Below are 17,800 nucleotides of genomic sequence, written 5' to 3'. Positions count from 1 at the left end.
AGCACGTCGCCTCCCGCTTGGACAAGTGGATCAACACCACCCTGGTCGTCGTCAGCCTAGGTATCTTGCTGAGTTTCCTGCTGATCGATACGGACTTCTATAAAGCCTACCGAGCGCAAGTGAAAACGCTTACGCAGTTGAGCGTGTTCGAAAACGCACTGCGCACGATGGAGGCCATGTCCACCGAGCGTGGGCCTACGAACGGCATGCTCGGCGGTCTCGATGGTGATCCGCAACGGCTGCTGCGCGCCCGTACGCTGAGCGACGAGAGGCTCCACTCTCTAACGGTTGCGATCTCCGACTGCCAGCCGTGCGAAGAATTGCCCTACCGGGTATCGGATATAAGCGAAGCCCTGGAGAAAGCCCGCGCGAACGTCGACAGTCTGCTGTCGCAACCCGTTGAGCGGCGCGACCCGGCGAGCCTCGCAACAGCCGTTTCGGCAATGATCGCGGCCACGGAGCAGATGTTCCCGCTCATCGATTGGCTATCGCGCGACATGGTTCGCCGCACACCACAGATAAGCGCCACGCTTTTCAACACCTACTGGGCCGCGCATCTGCGGGAGATCGCCGGCCAGTGGGGCTCACAGCTGACCTCTGCGCTTGCTGAGCAGCGCCCTGTCAGCGTTGCCGAAGCCCGGCAGTTGCAGACAACCGAGGGCCGCATCGTACAGTTGCAGATGCAACTCGGGCTCGGTATGGACAACCTGCCGAGCCACTTCGATGCCGCGGCTTCACGCGAATTGAAGAGTGCCTACGCAAACATGCATCAGGTTTATCGCCGTGAGGGAATGGAGTTTCACCGCAGCGTGGTGGATTCACTGGCCCAGGCCGTGGCGCCGAGCCCGGCCGCATTCGCAGAGCGTTATGTGCCCACCATGGCCAGTATCCTTGCGTTGCGTGACACCGCCCTGCGTCTGACCAAGGCGGATTTGCAGCGCACGACTCGCAAGTCGTTGACCCATCTGCTGCTGGTAACCGGCTCGGAGCTTGCGCTCCTGCTGCTACTGGGTGCCGGCTTTCTGTGGTTCAGGCGACGTGTAATCAAACCGCTGGTTTTGGGTACGCACAAGATAATGACGCTCGTCGATTCGCAAAATGCGACGCAGCCTGGCTCAGGCAGCGAAGGCTACAGCGTGTTCGAGACCCTTCACGACCTAGAACGTCAGTTGCGTCAGGCCCACGCGTTACGTCGCGAGCGCGATGAGCTGATCACGGAACTGAAGGCGAACGCGGAAACCGATCACCTTACCGGGCTGCCGAACCGCCGCGCCTTCGACCGCGTGTTCTACACGCCCGGACAAGACGACAACCGTCACCGCACGATCATCCTGTTCGATATCGACCACTTCAAGCGCATCAACGACACGTACGGGCATCCGGCTGGAGACAGGCTCCTGCAACTCATCGCCGCTCGCTGCCAGGCGCAGATGCGCGGAGAGGAGCGCATCGCCAGAATTGGCGGTGAAGAGTTCGCCATCCAGCTGTGGCTATCGAGCGCCGAGGCTGCCCTGCACTTCGCCGAGCGCATACGCTGTGCCATCAGTGACGCGCCGTTCGATCTCGGCCTCGATCAGCCCATTGAAGTGACGGCGAGTTTCGGTATCGCGCAGGCAAACTCGGCGAGCCGCGATGATGTTGAAAAGTTACGCGCCCGGGCAGACGAAGCGCTTTACAGAGCCAAGCGCAGTGGCCGTAACCGCAGCGAGCTGGCCATCTAGGCGATAGACAGAACTCTTGGCCTCGGCCGAGCCAGCGAACTTCAGGCGAACGGCAGCACCACCCGTACTTCCAGGCCGCCCTGCTTTCGGTTGCGTAGCGTCAGGGTGCCGCCATGTTCCAGCACCGTGGAACGGGCGGCAGAGAGACCCGGGCCAACCCCGCCGGTATGTTGTTGCGCGAGCCCTCGATGCGGAAGAAGGGTTTGAAGACCTCTTCCAGATGCTCTTCAGCGATACCAGGCCCGCGATCCAGCACCCGCATCGTCACCGCCTGCGCGCCCTCCTCCAGCTTGATGAGCGGCGCCTGCCCGTACCTGATGGCGTTGTCCAGCAGGTTGACGCCGATCGGGCGACCGACGTACTCCACCCGGCTCGGGCCGCTCAGTTGTACTTCGATGCCGGCATCCTTGTAGTCGTCGAAGATGGTGTGCAGTAGCCTGATGAGCGTCAGCGCGGTATTTGCAGAAGGCCTGAGGTAGCGGTAGCCTGAAATGCCCGCCCTGCCCGCAGAAGAGGCAGTCCCGCAGCGTTGTGGCGCGCCACCGGCCTGCGGGCTCCCGGCCCTCAGCTGATACGAGGATCGATAGCAGGCCACGGGCAGTTTTCCCTGTGTATCAAGGTTGCGCACGGTTTCTGGCTTAGTTGGAGGTATCCGTTGGATCCTGTTACCCGTCGCACCCGGGAGGTCATGACCCGTTACCACAAAGCCTGGATCGAACGAGACGTCGAGAGCATCCTGCAGCTCTATCACCCCGAGCTCGAATACTACGACTTCTTCAACAACCTGCAGCTCTCCTATGCCGACATGCAGGATTATGTCCGCACCGGTATGCCCAGGAATGCCGAGCAGCACATTGAGCATATCGATCGAATTCGGGTGGACGGCGACACGGCTTTCATCCAGTACTGCTCGCGCCTTTCGCTCAGGCGCAGCAGCCGCCTGGCTTCCTTCCGCGCGAGCGAGGCCGTCACCGTCAAGGATGACCTGATCTGGCGCGTCCACGAGTACGCCACCATGGTTCGCGACGAGCCGCTGGCGAACCAGAGCAAGGTGCAACGCCTGGGACTGTCGAGGCAGCAGCTGAGTGTCATGCTGCTGGATCTGGAGCAGTTCTTCGCCACGCGCAAGACCTTCCTGGAAGCCGATTTCGACCTGACCCGGCTGGCCAGTACCATCGGTTACACGCGCAACCAGATGTCCTACCTGCTCAACCAGGTGCTGGGCCAGAGCTTCTACCAGTACCTCAGCCAGGCACGGATCGACTGGCTGCTCGAACGCCTGCAGGAGAATCCGCAACTGCGGCCGGACGACCTCGCCTTCATGGCGGGTTTCAATTCGCTGTCGGTGTTCTATCGCTGTTTCCGCGAACGCACCGGCATGTCGCCCAAGGCCTACATGAAGCAACTGGCCAGCAAAAATTCCTGACGTGCACGGAAGAAAGACGCCGGGCCGCCTGAACTCCTAACCTCCGTCATGCACGTTGATTGGGAGTCGCCAATGTCGGCCTGGAAACATGTCAGTCTGTGGATGGATCAGCTTGGCGAGACGGTCGCCGCTCGTCCCTGCCTGGATCAGGACCGCGATGTGGACGTCGCCATCATCGGCGCTGGCTTCACCGGGCTGTGGACGGCGTACTACCTCAAGCGCCAGGCGCCGCAGCTCAATATCGTCGTCCTCGAAGCCCAGACCAGCGGTTTTGGCGCCTCCGGCCGTAATGGCGGCTGGCTGATCGGTGGCATGCTCGGCGAAGCACGCCTTCTCGGCCAACTGAGCGCCGAACGACGCAGACAGGCGTACCGGCTGTTGCAGGCCATCCCCGACGAGGTGCAGAGCGTGCTCCTGCGCGAGGGCATCGATTGCCACTACCGCAAGGCGGGCATGCTCAATTGTGCGGCGCGTTACCCGGAGCAGGCCACCCGCCTGCGCCAGGAACTGCAGGCCCTGTACGACGAGGGCCACGACCAGGACGATTACCGCTGGCTGGATGCGCAGGAACTGGCGGCCCAGGTACGCATCCCCGGCGCCTATGGCGCGATCTACTCGCCGCATTGCGCGACCATCAGCCCCGCCCGCCTGGTGCGCGGCCTGGCCGATGCCGTCGAACGCCTCGGCGTGAGCATCCATGACCAGAGCCCGGTCAGCGACTGGCGCGGGCGTGAAGTGCGCACCGACAAGGCGCGTATCCGTGCGCAATGGGTGGTACCCGCCGTGGAAGGCTACGCCGCGGATTTCGCCGCCCTGAGAAGAATCCAGATCCCCGTTCAAAGCATGCTGGTGGCCACCGAGCCGCTGTCGGCGGAGCGCTGGGAGCAGATCGGCCTCGACCGGGGCCAGGCCTTGTGCGAGCACAGCCGCCAGGTCACCTATGCCCAGCGCACCCTGGACGACCGCCTGGTGTTCGGCGCCCGGGGTGGCTATCGCTTCGGCGGCCGTCTGCGCGCGGATTTCCAGCTCAGTGACGATGAAATAGGCCTGCGCCGCATGCTCATGGAGTCGCTCTTCCCCTCGCTCGGCGGTGTTCGCCTGACCCATGCCTGGGGCGGCAACCTGGGCATGGCCCGGCGCTTCCGCCCGCACATGCTGTGCGACAGGCGGCAGGGCCTGGCCCTGGCAGGCGGTTTCGGTGGCGAGGGGGTGGGCGCCACGCACCTGGCGGGCCAGACCCTGGCCGACCTGATCCTCGAGCGCGCGACCAGCCGCGTCGAACAACCCTGGGTGATCCGGGAGAAGCCCCTGTCGACACTGCCGGCCTGGGAACCCGAGCCCTGCCGCTGGATTGCCTACAAAGGGATCATGTCGGCATTCGCCAACGAGGATCGCCTGCTGGCGAACCCGAACACCGCGCCCTGGCGCAGGGCGCTGGCGAGCAGGATCGCCGCGAGCCTGGAGCACCTGATGCGCTGAACCGAATCCCCCATAAGAAAGAGCCACACGACTGCCTGTACAGACAAGCCAGTCCGCAACACTTGCCAACTGCCTAGAAACGGTACGCACCCGCCGCTGGCCGCGGAGCGTTCAGTTCCAATATCAATAATGAAAGGAGTTGACCATGTCCACGCAGTGCACACTCAGCAAGTTCCGGTTCAACAAGACTGCAGCGGGCCTCGGCCGCATCCTGCGCCCGTTCACCTCGCTGTTGCTGGCAGGCTCGCTGGCCTTCGCCGGCACCGTTCAGGCCCAGACCTACAAGGTCGGCACGACCACCTCCGGCATGCCCTTCACCTTCCTCGACCTGGGTTCGGAAGAAATCCAGGGCTTCGTTCCGGATCTCATGCAGGCCCTGGCCAAAGAACAGGATTTCACCTACGAGCTGGTGCCCAGCCGCTTCGACTCGCTGATCCCGGCCATCGGCGCCGGCAAGATCCAGATCATCGCCGCGCCCATGTACATCACCGAGGAAAGGGAGAAGGTCGTCGACTTCACCCAGCCCATCTACACCTACGGAGAAGGCTTGCTGCAGCAGGCCGACGACCCCACCGGCTACCGCACCCTCGATGACCTGAAGGGCAAGGTCGTCGGCGTCGAAACCGGCACGACCTTCATCGAAATCCTGCAAAAACGTGGCGACATCAAGGAAATCAAGACATACGGCTCGTCGGTGGACCTGATGCGCGACGTGGCCCTCGGCCGCGCCGATGTCGGCCTGTGGGATGCGCCGATCCTCGCCTTCCAGTTGCAGAAAAAACCCAACGCCAAGCTGAAGGTGGCCCCGAACTACCACGCCCAGATGTCCGGCAGCATCGGTTTCTCCGTCAAGGACGGCAATACCGAGCTGTTGAACAAGCTCAATGACGGCCTCGATGCGCTGAGAAAGGATGGCCGCCTCGATGCCCTGTTGAAGAAATGGACGCTCGAGTGACGTCGGGCTCTCGAACCGCTGGTTCCTTTCAAGCTGTGACGAGATCTCCCAGTCATGATGGATAACGTTCTTCAGTTCCTGCCACTGCTGCTGGCAGCCTCGGTGGTGACGGTGAAGGTTTCGCTGCTCGCCCTGCTGGTCAGCAGTGGCCTGGGACTCGTTCTGGCGCTGCTGAAACTCTCGCCCAGGCGGGCGCTGTCTTATCCGGCAGGCGCCCTGGTCAACATCATCCGGGGTCTGCCGATCCTGATCGTGCTGTTCTACATGTACTTCGTCCTGCCGGAGCTGGGTATCGGCCTGACGGCTTTCGAAGCGGGCGTGCTCGGCCTGGGGATCGGCTATGCGGGCTACCAGGCGGAGATCTTCCGTGCCGGCATCCAGGCGGTCGACCAGGGACAGGTCGAAGCGGCCAAGGCCATCGGCATGAAGTCCAGCATGACCATGCGCCGTGTCGTGCTGCCACAGGCGCTGCGCATCAGCCTGCCGCCCTACGCCAACACCTTCACGATGATCCTCAAGGACTCGTCGCTGGTCTCGACCATCACGGTGGCGGAGATGACCCATGCCGGACAGCTGATCGCCTCTTCCACCTTCCAGAACCTGACGGTTTACACCCTGACCGCCCTGCTCTACCTCGCCATGAGCCTGCCGCTGCTGTTCCTGGTCGGCTGGCTCGAACGGCACCTGCGTCGATAAGGGAGGGACCATTCATGATCAAGCTATCCAACGTGCGCAAGCACTACGGCAACCTCGAGGTGCTCAAGGGCATCAGCCTGGACGTGGCCAGCGGCGAAGTGATCTGCCTCATCGGGCCCTCGGGCTCCGGCAAGTCGACCCTGCTGCGCTGCATCAATGCCCTGGAGACCTACGATGGCGGCGATATCTTCATCGGCGACAAACGCGTCGATGCGCGGAGCAGGGACATCCACGAGTTGCGCACCCAGGTGGGCATGGTGTTCCAGCGTTTCAACCTGTTCCCCCACCGCACGGTGCTGGAGAACGTCATCGAAGGCGCCGTGCACGTTCGCCGCGAGCGCAAGCAGCACGCCATCGACTACGCCATGGAGTTGCTGAACAAGGTCGGCATGCACGGCAAGCGGGACTGCAAGCCCCAGCAGCTGTCCGGCGGGCAGCAGCAACGGGTGGCCATCGCCCGCGCCCTGGCCATGCGGCCGGCGGCGTTGCTGTTCGACGAACCTACCTCCGCGCTCGATCCGGAACTGGTCGGCGACGTGCTGGGGGTCATGCGCGAACTGGCCGACGAGGGCATGACCATGGTCGTGGTCACCCATGAAATGGGCTTCGCCCGCGAGGTCGCGGACAGGGTCTGCTTCCTCTACGACGGGGTCATCGCCGAGAGCGGGCCCGCGGCCCAGGTACTCGAGGCGCCACAGCATCCACGCACCCAGGACTTCCTGCGTCGCGTCCACCGGCACGTGCCACCCATCCCTTTCATTCCTCCAGAGACGTCCGCATGACCCCTATCAAACGCATCCAGCCCTATTGCGGGCTACTCAGTCATGCCTCCGTCTACAACGGCGTGGTCTACGTGACCGGCCAGGTCGCCGATGACTGCAGCCAGGATGTCCACGGCCAGACCGAGCAGATCCTCGCGCGCCTCGACGCCTTGCTGGCCGAAGCCGGCTCCGACAAGAGCCACATTCTCTTCGCCCAGGTGTGGCTCAAGCACGCCGTGCAGGACTTCGAGGAGATGAACAGGGCCTGGCGCCACTGGGCGCCGCCGCAGTCGCTGCCCAGCCGCGCCACCGTCGAAGCCAACATGGCCGGCGAGGACATCCTCGTCGAGATCGCGATCCAGGCGGCAGTCAAGGCCTGACAGGCCGTCGGGCGAGGCTTTCGCCCATCATCTGATGCCGGGTGCGTACCCGGCCCTTGCGGAGCCACCATGACGAAAAGAATCCCTCACCTGATCAACGATACCCACGTGGTAGGTACGGGGCGCAGCGCCGATGTCTACAACCCTTCCACCGGGCAGGTCATCGCCCAGGTCGGTCTGGCCGATGCCGATGTACTGCGCCAGGCGATCGATGCGGCCAGCGCGGCCTACCCGGCATGGCGCAACACGCCGCCGGCCAAGCGCGCCCAGGTCATGTTCCGCTTCAAGCAATTGCTGGAGACGCACGAAGCGGCCATCGCCCGCCTGATCAGCGAAGAACACGGCAAGACCCTGGAAGACGCCGCCGGCGAACTCAAGCGCGGCATCGAGAACGTCGAGTTCGCCTGCGCGGCGCCGGAACTGCTCAAGGGCGAATACAGCCGTAACGTCGGCCCCAACATCGACGCCTGGAGCGACTTCCAGCCGCTCGGCGTGGTGGCCGGTATCACCCCGTTCAACTTCCCGGCGATGGTGCCGTTGTGGATGTATCCGCTGGCGATCGTCTGCGGCAACTGCTTCATCCTCAAACCCTCGGAGCGCACCCCCAGCGCCACCCTGTACATCGCCGAGCTGCTCAACGAGGCCGGTCTGCCCAAGGGCGTCCTGAACATCGTGCAGGGTGACAAGCAGGCCGTGGACGGCTTGCTCGAGGCACCGCAAGTCAAGGCCCTGAGCTTCGTCGGCTCGACGCCCATCGCCGAGTACATCTACAGCGAAGGCACCCGGCGCGGCAAACGCGTACAGGCGCTCGGCGGCGCGAAGAATCATGCCGTGGTGCTGCCGGACGCGGACCTCGACAACACCGTCAACGCGCTGATGGGCGCCGCCTACGGCTCCTGCGGCGAACGCTGCATGGCGATCTCCGTGGTGGTAGCCGTGGGTGGCCAGGTCGCCGACAGCCTGGTCGACAAGCTGCTGCCGAAAATCCGCGAGCTGAAAATCGGCGCCGGCACCTCTGCCGGCCTCGACATGGGCCCGCTGGTCAGCGCGGCGGCGCAGGACAAGGTCGTGGGCTACATCGCCAGTGGCGTCGAACAGGGCGCCAAGCTGTTGCTGGACGGCCGCGACCTCAAGGTGAGAGGCAACGAGCCAGGCTTCTTCGTCGGCGGCACCCTCTTCGATCACGTCAAGCCCGGGATGACCCTCTACCAGGAAGAAATCTTCGGCCCGGTACTGTGCATCGTGCGGGTCGCCAGCCTGGAAGAAGCGATGGCCCTGATCAACGCCCACGAGTACGGCAACGGTACCTGCATCTTCACCCGCGATGGCGAGGCGGCGCGGCTGTTCTGCGACGAGATCGAGGTCGGCATGGTCGGTGTCAACGTGCCACTGCCGGTACCGGTGAGCTACCACAGCTTCGGCGGCTGGAAGCGCTCGCTGTTCGGCGACCTGCACGCCTACGGCCCGGACGGCGTGCGCTTCTACACCCGGCGCAAGGCGATCACCCAGCGCTGGGTCAAGCGCAAGAGCCATGAAGCGGCCCAGTTCGCCTTTCCCAGCAACAGCTGATCGCGCAACCCGGCGACATGGAGCACTGCGAGCCTGCAAACCGCACGTCCGTGCTCCTCGCCCGCACGGGCTGGCAACCTGCGCCGCTGTCGAGGCGGTGTGGCAGTAGCCCGAATGGACGGTGACCACGATAGCCGCGATGGTGAGGTACATCACCAGAAACCGCCGTGGCGCAGGCGCGCATGCTACGGCGTTTCGCTTAGCCGAGTGGCAGCACGATCCTGATCGCCAACCCGCCATGCCGGCGGTTGGCGAGGGTCAGCGTCCCGCCATGCTCGAGCACCGTTGCCCGGGCCGCCGACAAGCCCAACCCGACGCCACCGGTATGCTTGTTGCGTGAACCTTCGATGCGGAAGAACGGCTTGAATACCGCCTCATGGTACTCGGGCGCTATACCCGGCCCGCGATCCAGCACGCGGATTTCCAGCCTGTCGACGTGCTCGACCAAGGCGACAGCGGGTTCGCGCCCGTACTTGATCGCGTTGTCCAGCAGATTGATCAGCATCCGCTTGATCCCGATCGGTCGCCCCGTGTAGACGAGGCGGTTGGGCCCGCTCAGTGCGACTTCCACGCCGGAGTCCCTGAAATCATCGACCACGGTGTGCAGCAGCTCGGCGATGTCGAAGGCGGTGGCCGGTTCGAGGCGCGCATCGTCACGGAAGAATTCCAGGGCGCTGTTGATCATCACCTGCATCTCGTCCACGTCGCGGAACAGCTTGGCCTGCTGGTCGGGATCCTCGACGAACTCGCCGCGCAGGCGCATACGCGTCAGCGGCGCGCGCAGGTCGTGGGAGATCGCTGCGAGCATCTGCGTACGGTCGTTGATGAAGTGCTGCAGCTGGGCCTGCATGGCGTTGAAGGCGACAATGGCCTGGCGGATTTCCTGTGGCCCTTCCACGGCAATCGGCGGCGCGCGGAAGTCGCTGCCGACGCGTCGCGCACCGCGGGCGAAGCGCTCCAGGGGGCTGGCCAGATGGCGGGTGGCAATCAGCGCGACGATGATGGTGGACAGCAAGACCAGTGCAACGATGATGAGGCCGCGAGGCAACTCATTCAGACCCCAGATGCGCGTCAGTGCCGAGAATTTCACCCAGCTGCCATCGTGCATTTCAACCATCAGGGCATAACCCGCTCCCGGCTGATCCGATGGCCAGTCGGCAGGCTCGTAACCTTCTATCCTCGCGTTGGGATTTCGCAACTGACTGCGTAAATAGTCCTCACCGGTGCGAAACCCGACGTCCTCATCCGCCGGTGGCAGGCCGGCCTCTTCGTATGTCAGCAACCAAGTGGTTGTGTAGGTTTCATCGCTGGCGGATCGGGCGATGGCCGGCCGCTGCTCGCGTGGCGCTGCGTCGATAATGCGGCTGATGCTGGCCAGCCGCTCCAGCAAGCCAGTCTCCAGCAGCGGCGGCCGTGCCCACACGCCGGCCAGTTGGCTGAGCAGCCAGGTTAGGGCCAGCGCCGTCAACATCGCGGCCATGGTGGTCAGGGCGATCCAGCGCGCCACGGTATCGCTGGGACGATTGAGCCTCTCCAGCAGTTTCATCGTTTCACCAGTACGTTGGGCGTGAACAGGTAGCCGCTGTTACGCACGGTACGAATCATCGGCGAGGCGCTGACATCGCCCTCCAACTTGCGGCGCAGGCGGCTGACCTGCACGTCGATGCTGCGGTCGAAGGCCTCGAAGGCTTCGCCGCGGGTCATGTCGAGCAGTTGCTGGCGGGTCAGCACCCGGCGCGGGTGTTCGGCGAACACCAGCAGCAGTTCGAATTCGCCGCCGGAGAGCGGAATCATCACCTTGTCCGGCGAGCGCAGCTCCCGGCGGGTGACGTCCAGCTGCCAACCGGCGAACTCCAGGGTTGGCCGTGGTTTGTCGTTCAGCACGCTCTTGACCTCCCCCGTACGGCGCAGCACCGCCCTTACCCGGGCCAGCAGCTCGCGGGCGTCAAAGGGTTTGGTCAGGTAGTCGTCGGCGCCGAGCTCCAGGCCCACCACTCGGTCGCTGAGTTCGCCCATGGCGGTGAGCATGATTACCGCCACCGCGTGCTCACTGCGCAGGCGCTGGCAGAGCACCAGGCCACTCTCGCCAGGCAGCATGACGTCGAGGATGACCAGATCCGGCAGCTGCCGCTCCACCGCTTGCCACAGGCTGTCGCCGTCGGTTGCCACATCGACGCAATAACCGTGTTGCTCGAGGAATTTCTTCAGCAGGGCGAGGACTTCGAGGTCATCGTCCACAAGCAGTAAATGGATCACGCAAAGCTCGCTGCCGGCAGTTTCTAGAATGTCTATCTAAAACCATTGGCGCAGGCGCGTCATATATTTCAATCCGGCAATAAAGCTGCCGTTTTGCAACAGTGGAGAAATTCTCGAGCAAAACCTCGGAGGCAACATGGGTGCAGTCCCCATCGAGGTTTCAGCATGCCGACCATCACCCTCGTTACCCCCTTCGTCCGCACCCTTTCGCTCGCCGCTGCCGTGGCACTTGCCAGTGGCTGCGCGAGCTCACCACCAGCCGGCAGCAGCGCCGCCTGTCAGGCGGCGGCCTACCAACCCCGTGACCCTGCCGAGCCGGTCAACCGCGGCATCTTCGCCTTCAACAGGACGGTGGATGACTACGTGCTGTCGCCGGTCGCCCGGGGCTATCGGCACCTGCCGGGTTTCGTGCAGAGCGGCGTGCACAACTTCGTGGCCAACTTCGGCGAGCCCAAGGTGTTCATCAACGACCTGCTGCAGGGCAACGGGAGGCGTTCGGTGACCACGGTGGGCCGCTTCGCGCTCAACACCACGGTGGGCATCGTCGGCCTGGTGGATGTGTCCGGGCGGCTGGGCATGGAGCGCCACGACGCCGACTTCGGCCAGACCTTCGGTGTGTGGCATATCGCCAACGGCCCTATCGTCGAACTGCCGCTGCTGGGCACCGGGAATTTGCGTGACGCCACGGGCAAGGTGCTGAGCTTCGCGGTGTCGCCGTTCGGCAGCAGCGATACGGTGGAAACCCTTAGCACGGTGAATACCGTCGGCGGCATCGTCGATGGCCGCGCGGAGGCCCTGCCGCTGACCGACAAGCTGAGAAAGGAGCCTGACTATTACGTGGCGCTGCGTAACGCCGTGGCCGAGCGCCGGGCGCACTTCGTGAGCGAAGGAAAACTCGGCACCGAGCTGGACCTGGCTCACGGCTGCGAGAACGGAGTGCAATGATGAACAACGACGACGTGCTGGTTCTGCATCGGCGGATCAGAACGCCGGACAGCGCATCGCTGCACTGCCGCGAACTCGAACTGCGCCTCGACGCCGATGGCCGCCACCTGGTGCTCAGCCGCTATACCGAGCTGTATTGCGAAGACCAGTCCATCTGGGGCGCCACGCGCGATCACAAGGTGCCGCTGGTCAGCCTGCTGCGCTGGGTGATCAGCCAGGGGCACGGGCTCGAGATCGCCGTGGTGGACAAACAGAGCGTTGTCCAGCCTGCATCCTGTGATCGCCGGGTGGTGGACGGATGAAGCGTCGTCCACCCTACGATCTATTCGTGGACTTGGTGGGCTTTAGCCCACCAACCCTTAGCTCCCACGAGCGTAGGGTGGATGACGCTTTTCTCATCCACCATTGCGATCCCCGTTCGGAGCGCGGGTCGACGGGAAACGGAGCGCGTGTAGGGTGGGCCTCAGCCCAGCACGTGGTCTAGCCGCGCCTGCAACTCGGCGCGCCGCGCGGCATCGGCGGCTTCCTTGTTCTGCAGGCGTTCCAGCAAGTCAGCGGCCTGTTCGGCCGCGAGCACGTAGATGCCATCGTCGTCGGCCACCAGCAAATTGCCGGGCTGCACGTCGACGCCGCGGATGGTCACCGGCACGTTCACCGCGCCGTGCTCAGCGAGGGAGCGCGTGGTGTAGGCACTGACGCCGCTGCAGAAGATCGGCAGGCCAAGCGCTCGCAGGGCACGCACGTCGGTCACCGGGCCGTCGATCACCACGGCGGCCAGGCCCTTGATGCGCGCGGCGAGGGTACGCAGCTCCCCCCAGCAGGCGCAGCCCTGCTCGCCCAGGTTGGCGACCACCAGCACATCACCGGGCTGGCTGGCGATCAGGGCATCGCGCAGCACGCTGCCGTCCGGCGCGTGGATCTGCACGGTGGTGACACGGCCAACGACGTGCACGTCGCCCACCAGCGGTGGCAGGCCGTGAATGTGGCCCTCACGCAGAAAGTGGCCGATGGTCGACGCGGCGATGCCTCGGTAGGCATCGAGCAGTGCGGCGGGAATGCGGTGGGCGGGTGCTGCGCATGTCATCGGGAGGCCCTCGGGCGGATCAATGGGCAGGTCGAGCAATATTCCACCGGATCGCTGGCCTGGTAGTAGAAACAGCAGGTTCTGCGAAAGCGCACGGCGCGCGCGCCGTCGTCGACCTGCGTCAGCGGCCGGTTGAAGTGTTTGAGCGGGTTGTAGTCGAGGCCGAACACGCTGCCCGGCGCCTGCTCCGTCAGCCAGTGGAAGTCCTCGGCGCAGCGCTGGCCGGTTTCGGCGCAGTCGAGCTTGGCAAGGCGCCGCTCGTACAGCGAGTACACCCGCACCGCGGTGTTTTCCCAGAGGATGCGCCGCGATACGCCCGTGACACCATGGAAGGTATCCCACAGGGGCTGCAGCAGCCCGGCGAACAGCTGCGTGGCCACGGCCTCGCGCCAGTCATCACGAGCACCCGGCTCGGCCCGGCTGACCGCCAGGCTGTGCAGCGGCAGCGACGACGTCCACACACCGTCGTCGTGGCCATACTCGATGAAGGTGTTGGCCAGCGACAGTTGCAGGCCCTTGTCGTAAGCCGACATGGCGTACAGGCAGGCGCCGGTGAGCAGGAACGACAGGCGCTTGCCCAGCAGGGAGGCGGTGATGCGCCGCGACGGCGAAAGGATCACCGGGCCGAGCTGGTCCAGCAGCGCGATGCAGGTGGTTTCGTCCAGCAGCTCGGCGGCCGGCAGGCTGCGTCCACGGTCGCGTTCCTCCTCGCGGCGCAGTCGCAGCGCGCCTGACAGGCTGGCCCATTCCGCGCCGCTGAAGCTCATCGCGGAATGTCCCGGCCAAAGGGGATGCACAGCGGCGTATGGAAGAACGGGTCGGGAATGATCCGGCAATCCAGATCGAACACCGTCTTGACCAGCGCCTCGGTGAGAATGTCCGCCGGGCGGCCCTGGGCATAGGCGGTGCGCTGGTGCACGGCGACCATGTGATCGGCGTAGCGGCAGGCCAGGTTGAGGTCGTGGAGGACCATGACGATGGTCTTGCCCTCCTGACGGTTGAGCTCGCGCAGCAGATCGAGCACTTCGATCTGATGGGCCAGGTCGAGAAAGGTGGTCGGCTCGTCGAGCAGTACCAGCTCGGTTTCCTGGGCCAGGGTCATGGCGATCCAGGCGCGTTGCCGCTGGCCGCCGGAAAGGGCGTCCACCGGACGTTCGGCCAGTTCATCCAGGCCGGTGCGGCTCAGAGCTCGGGCCACCACGGCCTCGTCTTCGGCGGACCATTGCTGCATCCAGCTCTGGTATGGATAGCGCCCCAGAGCGACCAGCTGGCGCACGCTGATGCCCTCGGGCGGCACCGGCATCTGTGGCAGGATCGCCAGCTCCCGGGCCACGGCGGCGGTCGGTTTGCGCTGGATGTCGACGCCATTGAGGATCACCGTCCCCGACTGGGGCTTGAGCAACCGCGCGAAGGATTTGAGCAGGGTGCTCTTGCCACAGCCGTTGCTGCCGATCAGCACCGAGACCTGGCCGCGGGGCAATTCCAGGTCCAGGGCGTCGATGATGGTCTGGCGTTGGTAGGCCAGGGTCAGGTTGCGGCTGGCGATCGCGGTCATGTCGATGATTCCTCACTGCCGCTGTTTGATCAGCAGGTACAGAAAATAGGGAGTGCCGAACACGGCGACGAAGATGCCGGCAGGCAGGTCCAGCGGCAGAAACAGGGTGCGCCCCGCCAGGTCGGCGAGCATCACCAGGTTGGCGCCGACCAGCGCCGCCATGCAGGCCTGGGCGGCGAAGCCGATGGGGATCAGTTGCCGGGCGATATGCGGGGCGATCAGCCCGACGAAGGCCATGGCCCCGCCCCAGGCGATGGCCGAACCGGCCAGCGCCACGCTGACGGCGAGCAACGCGGCGCGCAGCCACTGCACGCGTACGCCGATACCGCGCGCCAGCCCTTCGTCCAGTTGCTGAACCACCACATGGCGCGACAGCAGCATCAGGATCGGCAGCAGGCAGGCCAGCCAGGTCGCCAGGGCACGCACTTCGGGCCAGCCGGCGCCGTACACGCTGCCGGTCAGCCAGACATAGGCCGACAAGGTGGTGGTCAGCGGGCTGAACACCAGCATGAAGGTGGTGGCCGCGGCCAGCATCGCCGAGATGCCGACCCCGATCAGCACCAAGCGCAGCGGTGACGTGCCCTGCTTCCAGGCCAGGGCATAGACCGCCAGCGCGGCGGCCCCGGCGCCGAGCATCGCCGCCAGCGGCAAGCCGCCCATGCCCCACACCGCTGCGAAGCTGGACAGGTACAGCACCGCCGCCGCACTGGCGCCACTGGACAGCCCGAGCAGGTCCGGCGACGCCAGTGGGTTGCGCACGATGGCCTGCAGGATCAGCCCGGACACCGCCAGGGCGCCGCCGATCAGCGCACCGAGCAGCAGGCGCGGCAGGCGCAATTGCTCGACGATGAACGACCAGGCCGCACCGCCCTCGCCCGCCAACACCTGCACCACGCTCTGCGGCGACAGCACGACCTTGCCCAGGCACAGGCTCAGCAGCATCACCGCCACGCTGAACAGCACGGCCAGCAGCAGGCGTAACGAGCCCTTGCGCTCGATGCGGCGGGAGAACCCTCGCCAGCGTAACGTCATCACGTCAAGCATTGCGGCCTCCGCGCCTGGCCAATGCAATGAAGAACGGCGCACCGAACAGGGCCGTCATCACCCCGACCGGCACTTCCTGCGGGAGAATCACCACCCGGGCCAGGATGTCGGCCACCAGCAGCAGCGTGGCCCCGAGCAGCGCGCAACCGGGCAGCATCACCCGGTGGTCGATGCCGATCAGGCGGCGCACCACGTGCGGCACGATCAGGCCGATGAAACCGATGCTACCGGCCAGCGCCACCGCGCTACCGGCCAGCATCACCACCAGCACGCCCAGTTGCAGGCGAATCAGCCCGGTACGCTGGCCCAGGCCGATGGCGATCTGTACACCGGCGTTGAGCACGTTGACCTGGGCACCGAGCAGGCAGGCGACCAGCAAGGCCAGCAGCGCGCAGATCAATAACGGCTGAGCGGTTTCCAGGCTGCGCTCGCTGAGCGAACCGGCCAGCCAGAACAGCACCGTGTCCAGGCCCTGCTGATCGATCACCAACAGTGCCTGACTGAAAGCGGTGAACAACGCGGTGATCGCCGCACCGGCGAGCACCATGCGCAACGGATTGAGCGCGCCCTGCCCGCTATTGCCCACCAGCCACACCAGCGCCCCGGCCACCGCCGCACCGATGAAGGCGCTCCACAGCCATTGCTCGGCAGAACTGATGGAAAACAGCGACAGGCAGAGAATCAGCGAAAACGTGGCCCCGGCATTGATGCCGAACAGCCCCGGCGACGCCAGCGGGTTGCGGGTCATGGCCTGCATCAGTGCGCCGGCCACCGCCAGGCTGGCTCCGACCACCACCGCCATCAGTGTGCGCGACAACCGTGTGGTGCTGACCAGCAGTTGCTCGATGTTCAGCGGGTCGGCATGCAGCAGCGCGGCTAACACCGTGCGTGGCGCGATCCAGCTGGCGCCGATGGACAGGCTCAGCGCACAGCAGGCCAGCAGCATCAGCAGCGCGATGCCCAGTTTGACGACGACGCTCATGAGTGGCCGCCCTGCACAATCGTGCGTTCGATATCGTCGAGCATGCGGTTGGCGCCGAGAATGCCGCCGGAGAAGATCCACGCCACCCCGTCCACCCACCAGACCCGCCCCGCCTGGGGTGCCGCCATGCGCTGCCACAGCGGATGGGCGGTCAGGCTCTGGTAATGACGCTGGACGCCCGGGCTGTCGGCACGCCCGAAGACGAAGAACACGTCGGCATCCACCACCGGCAGGCTTTCCCGACTGCTGAGCTTCATGGACACGCCCTGGGCATTGCGGCCCTGCTCGTTCCACACGAAACCGAGCTGGCCGAGCACGCTGCCGGCGAAGCTGTCGGGCAGGTAGCTGCGCAGGTGATCCTCGCGAACATCCAGTACCGACACGCTGAGCGGCCAGCGCTCGCCGAAATGCGCCTGCAGACGAGCCCCGAGCGCAGCGATGCGTGCGTCCCAGCTCGCCTGCAGGGCATCCGCCTCGACCCTGCGCGCGGTGGCGACACCCATCACGCGCAGGGTCTTCTGAAATTCGAAAACCTCGTCCAGCATCACCACCGGGCACAGCTGTTCGAGCAACCCCTGGATGCGCTCGTGGCGAAACCGCGAGGCGACGATCAGATCCGGCGCGAGCAAGGCGATGTCCTCCAGACTCGGCTGGGTTTCCAGGCCGACATGGGGCACGCCTGTAAGGGCTGCGCGCAGGTAGCGATACATGGGCTTCTCGCTCCACGAATCGACTACGCCAGCCGGCCGAATGCCGAGCGCCACCGCGGTATCGGTGGCGCCCTGAAACAGGGTGATGACGCGCTGCGGTGCCGTCCCGGCCTTGGCCACAGGGATTGCACTTGCAGCGAGCGCTCCCAGGGACAGGCGCATCAACGTGCGCCTGGACAACGACCCCGTGCCGGGTGCCTCTAAAAACGTAGGCGAGGCAGTCACCGCAAGGCGAAG

18 protein-coding genes and 1 pseudogene are annotated in these 17,800 nt (G+C 65.2%); 10 read left to right on the top strand and 9 right to left on the bottom strand.

Annotation, left to right across the window (positions count from 1 at the left end; translation table 11 throughout):
* Window positions 1-17: 17 nt before the first annotated feature.
* A complete protein-coding gene (locus BLR94_RS04025; protein WP_167359708.1) occupies window positions 18-1,721 on the top strand; it encodes a GGDEF domain-containing protein in 1,704 nt (567 codons plus the stop codon).
* 41 nt (window positions 1,722-1,762) lie between these two features.
* Here the strand turns inward: BLR94_RS04025 and BLR94_RS27875 are convergent.
* A pseudogene (locus tag BLR94_RS27875) lies at window positions 1,763-2,178 on the bottom strand (ATP-binding protein); the annotation flags it as partial.
* A gap of 231 nt (window positions 2,179-2,409) precedes the next feature.
* Here BLR94_RS27875 and BLR94_RS04015 point away from each other — a divergent pair.
* The 7 genes from BLR94_RS04015 (at window position 2,410) to BLR94_RS03985 (ending at window position 8,987) form a co-directional block, all read left to right on the top strand.
* On the top strand, window positions 2,410-3,147 hold the full coding sequence (locus BLR94_RS04015) for an AraC family transcriptional regulator (protein WP_084303141.1): 738 nt from the start codon (window positions 2,410-2,412) through the stop codon (window positions 3,145-3,147).
* Between the two features lie 72 nt (window positions 3,148-3,219).
* Window positions 3,220-4,626, top strand: a complete 1,407-nt coding sequence (locus BLR94_RS04010; RefSeq protein ID WP_084303142.1) for an NAD(P)/FAD-dependent oxidoreductase — start codon at window positions 3,220-3,222, stop codon at window positions 4,624-4,626.
* A gap of 145 nt (window positions 4,627-4,771) precedes the next feature.
* Window positions 4,772-5,581 (top strand): ABC transporter substrate-binding protein, encoded by an 810-nt coding sequence (locus tag BLR94_RS04005; protein WP_084303143.1) that lies wholly within the window; start codon window positions 4,772-4,774, stop codon window positions 5,579-5,581.
* 57 nt (window positions 5,582-5,638) lie between these two features.
* Entirely contained in the window at window positions 5,639-6,277 is a 639-nt protein-coding gene (locus BLR94_RS04000) for an amino acid ABC transporter permease (protein ID WP_084303493.1), read from the top strand.
* A gap of 14 nt (window positions 6,278-6,291) precedes the next feature.
* Entirely contained in the window at window positions 6,292-7,059 is a 768-nt protein-coding gene (locus BLR94_RS03995) for an amino acid ABC transporter ATP-binding protein (RefSeq protein ID WP_084303144.1), read from the top strand.
* Entirely contained in the window at window positions 7,056-7,418 is a 363-nt protein-coding gene (locus BLR94_RS03990; RefSeq protein ID WP_084303145.1) for a RidA family protein, read from the top strand. The genes BLR94_RS03995 and BLR94_RS03990 overlap by 4 nt, the downstream gene beginning before the upstream one ends.
* Before the next feature lie 69 nt (window positions 7,419-7,487).
* Entirely contained in the window at window positions 7,488-8,987 is a 1,500-nt protein-coding gene (locus BLR94_RS03985; protein WP_084303146.1) for a CoA-acylating methylmalonate-semialdehyde dehydrogenase, read from the top strand.
* Window positions 8,988-9,186: 199 nt separating this feature from the next.
* Here BLR94_RS03985 and BLR94_RS03980 read toward each other — a convergent pair whose 3' ends face one another.
* Together BLR94_RS03980 and BLR94_RS03975 are read right to left on the bottom strand one after the other, a co-directional pair.
* The gene (locus BLR94_RS03980; RefSeq protein WP_084303147.1) at window positions 9,187-10,533 is read right to left on the bottom strand and encodes an ATP-binding protein; all 1,347 of its coding nucleotides are present in this window, start codon (window positions 10,531-10,533) and stop codon (window positions 9,187-9,189) included.
* On the bottom strand, window positions 10,530-11,243 hold the full coding sequence (locus BLR94_RS03975) for a response regulator (protein ID WP_084303148.1): 714 nt from the start codon (window positions 11,241-11,243) through the stop codon (window positions 10,530-10,532). Before BLR94_RS03975 ends, BLR94_RS03980 begins: the two co-directional genes overlap by 4 nt.
* A 165-nt stretch (window positions 11,244-11,408) precedes the next feature.
* Here BLR94_RS03975 and BLR94_RS03970 point away from each other — a divergent pair, with 165 nt between their 5' ends.
* A complete protein-coding gene (locus BLR94_RS03970) occupies window positions 11,409-12,188 on the top strand; it encodes an MlaA family lipoprotein (protein ID WP_084303149.1) in 780 nt (259 codons plus the stop codon).
* Window positions 12,188-12,490, top strand: coding sequence for a hypothetical protein (locus tag BLR94_RS03965; RefSeq protein ID WP_084303150.1), 303 nt, complete (start codon window positions 12,188-12,190; stop codon window positions 12,488-12,490). The genes BLR94_RS03970 and BLR94_RS03965 overlap by 1 nt, the downstream gene beginning before the upstream one ends.
* A 161-nt stretch (window positions 12,491-12,651) precedes the next feature.
* On the opposite strand, the gene BLR94_RS03960 is transcribed toward BLR94_RS03965, so the two are convergent.
* The 6 genes from BLR94_RS03960 to BLR94_RS03935 are packed head-to-tail and all read right to left on the bottom strand — an operon-like array spanning window position 12,652 to window position 17,725.
* Complete coding sequence (locus BLR94_RS03960) at window positions 12,652-13,272, bottom strand: RraA family protein (RefSeq protein WP_084303151.1); 621 nt, start codon at window positions 13,270-13,272, stop codon at window positions 12,652-12,654.
* Entirely contained in the window at window positions 13,269-14,039 is a 771-nt protein-coding gene (locus BLR94_RS03955; protein WP_084303152.1) for an IucA/IucC family C-terminal-domain containing protein, read from the bottom strand. The genes BLR94_RS03960 and BLR94_RS03955 overlap by 4 nt, the downstream gene beginning before the upstream one ends.
* Window positions 14,036-14,827, bottom strand: coding sequence for an ABC transporter ATP-binding protein (locus BLR94_RS03950; RefSeq protein WP_084303153.1), 792 nt, complete (start codon window positions 14,825-14,827; stop codon window positions 14,036-14,038). The genes BLR94_RS03955 and BLR94_RS03950 overlap by 4 nt, the downstream gene beginning before the upstream one ends.
* A gap of 12 nt (window positions 14,828-14,839) precedes the next feature.
* A complete protein-coding gene (locus tag BLR94_RS03945; protein WP_084303154.1) occupies window positions 14,840-15,871 on the bottom strand; it encodes a FecCD family ABC transporter permease in 1,032 nt (343 codons plus the stop codon).
* Window positions 15,864-16,853, bottom strand: a complete 990-nt coding sequence (locus BLR94_RS03940; RefSeq protein ID WP_084303155.1) for a FecCD family ABC transporter permease — start codon at window positions 16,851-16,853, stop codon at window positions 15,864-15,866. The genes BLR94_RS03945 and BLR94_RS03940 overlap by 8 nt, the downstream gene beginning before the upstream one ends.
* Complete coding sequence (locus BLR94_RS03935) at window positions 16,850-17,725, bottom strand: ABC transporter substrate-binding protein (protein ID WP_084303156.1); 876 nt, start codon at window positions 17,723-17,725, stop codon at window positions 16,850-16,852. The genes BLR94_RS03940 and BLR94_RS03935 overlap by 4 nt, the downstream gene beginning before the upstream one ends.
* Window positions 17,726-17,800 lie beyond the last annotated feature (75 nt).

Origin of the sequence: Phytopseudomonas flavescens (assembly GCF_900100535.1) — a bacterium.
GTDB classification, from domain to species: Bacteria; Pseudomonadota; Gammaproteobacteria; order Pseudomonadales; family Pseudomonadaceae; genus Aquipseudomonas; species Aquipseudomonas flavescens.
Note: the sequence above shows the minus strand (reverse complement) of the source record. Positions and strands in the feature narration are given on the sequence as shown.

What these genes read in the sequence shown, in the direction of transcription:
- BLR94_RS04015 (WP_084303141.1), top strand. Translation starts at nt 2,410, where the DNA reads ATGACCCGTTACCACAAAGCCTGGATCGAACGAGACGTCGAGAGCATC.
- BLR94_RS04010 (WP_084303142.1), top strand. Translation starts at nt 3,220, where the DNA reads ATGTCGGCCTGGAAACATGTCAGTCTGTGGATGGATCAGCTTGGCGAG.
- BLR94_RS04005 (WP_084303143.1), top strand. Translation starts at nt 4,772, where the DNA reads ATGTCCACGCAGTGCACACTCAGCAAGTTCCGGTTCAACAAGACTGCA.
- BLR94_RS04000 (WP_084303493.1), top strand. Translation starts at nt 5,639, where the DNA reads ATGGATAACGTTCTTCAGTTCCTGCCACTGCTGCTGGCAGCCTCGGTG.
- BLR94_RS03995 (WP_084303144.1), top strand. Translation starts at nt 6,292, where the DNA reads ATGATCAAGCTATCCAACGTGCGCAAGCACTACGGCAACCTCGAGGTG.
- BLR94_RS03990 (WP_084303145.1), top strand. Translation starts at nt 7,056, where the DNA reads ATGACCCCTATCAAACGCATCCAGCCCTATTGCGGGCTACTCAGTCAT.
- BLR94_RS03985 (WP_084303146.1), top strand. Translation starts at nt 7,488, where the DNA reads ATGACGAAAAGAATCCCTCACCTGATCAACGATACCCACGTGGTAGGT.
- BLR94_RS03980 (WP_084303147.1), bottom strand. Translation starts at nt 10,533, where the DNA reads ATGAAACTGCTGGAGAGGCTCAATCGTCCCAGCGATACCGTGGCGCGC.
- BLR94_RS03970 (WP_084303149.1), top strand. Translation starts at nt 11,409, where the DNA reads ATGCCGACCATCACCCTCGTTACCCCCTTCGTCCGCACCCTTTCGCTC.
- BLR94_RS03965 (WP_084303150.1), top strand. Translation starts at nt 12,188, where the DNA reads ATGAACAACGACGACGTGCTGGTTCTGCATCGGCGGATCAGAACGCCG.
- BLR94_RS03960 (WP_084303151.1), bottom strand. Translation starts at nt 13,272, where the DNA reads ATGACATGCGCAGCACCCGCCCACCGCATTCCCGCCGCACTGCTCGAT.
- BLR94_RS03955 (WP_084303152.1), bottom strand. Translation starts at nt 14,039, where the DNA reads ATGAGCTTCAGCGGCGCGGAATGGGCCAGCCTGTCAGGCGCGCTGCGA.
- BLR94_RS03950 (WP_084303153.1), bottom strand. Translation starts at nt 14,827, where the DNA reads ATGACCGCGATCGCCAGCCGCAACCTGACCCTGGCCTACCAACGCCAG.
- BLR94_RS03945 (WP_084303154.1), bottom strand. Translation starts at nt 15,871, where the DNA reads ATGCTTGACGTGATGACGTTACGCTGGCGAGGGTTCTCCCGCCGCATC.
- BLR94_RS03940 (WP_084303155.1), bottom strand. Translation starts at nt 16,853, where the DNA reads ATGAGCGTCGTCGTCAAACTGGGCATCGCGCTGCTGATGCTGCTGGCC.
- BLR94_RS03935 (WP_084303156.1), bottom strand. Translation starts at nt 17,725, where the DNA reads ATGCGCCTGTCCCTGGGAGCGCTCGCTGCAAGTGCAATCCCTGTGGCC.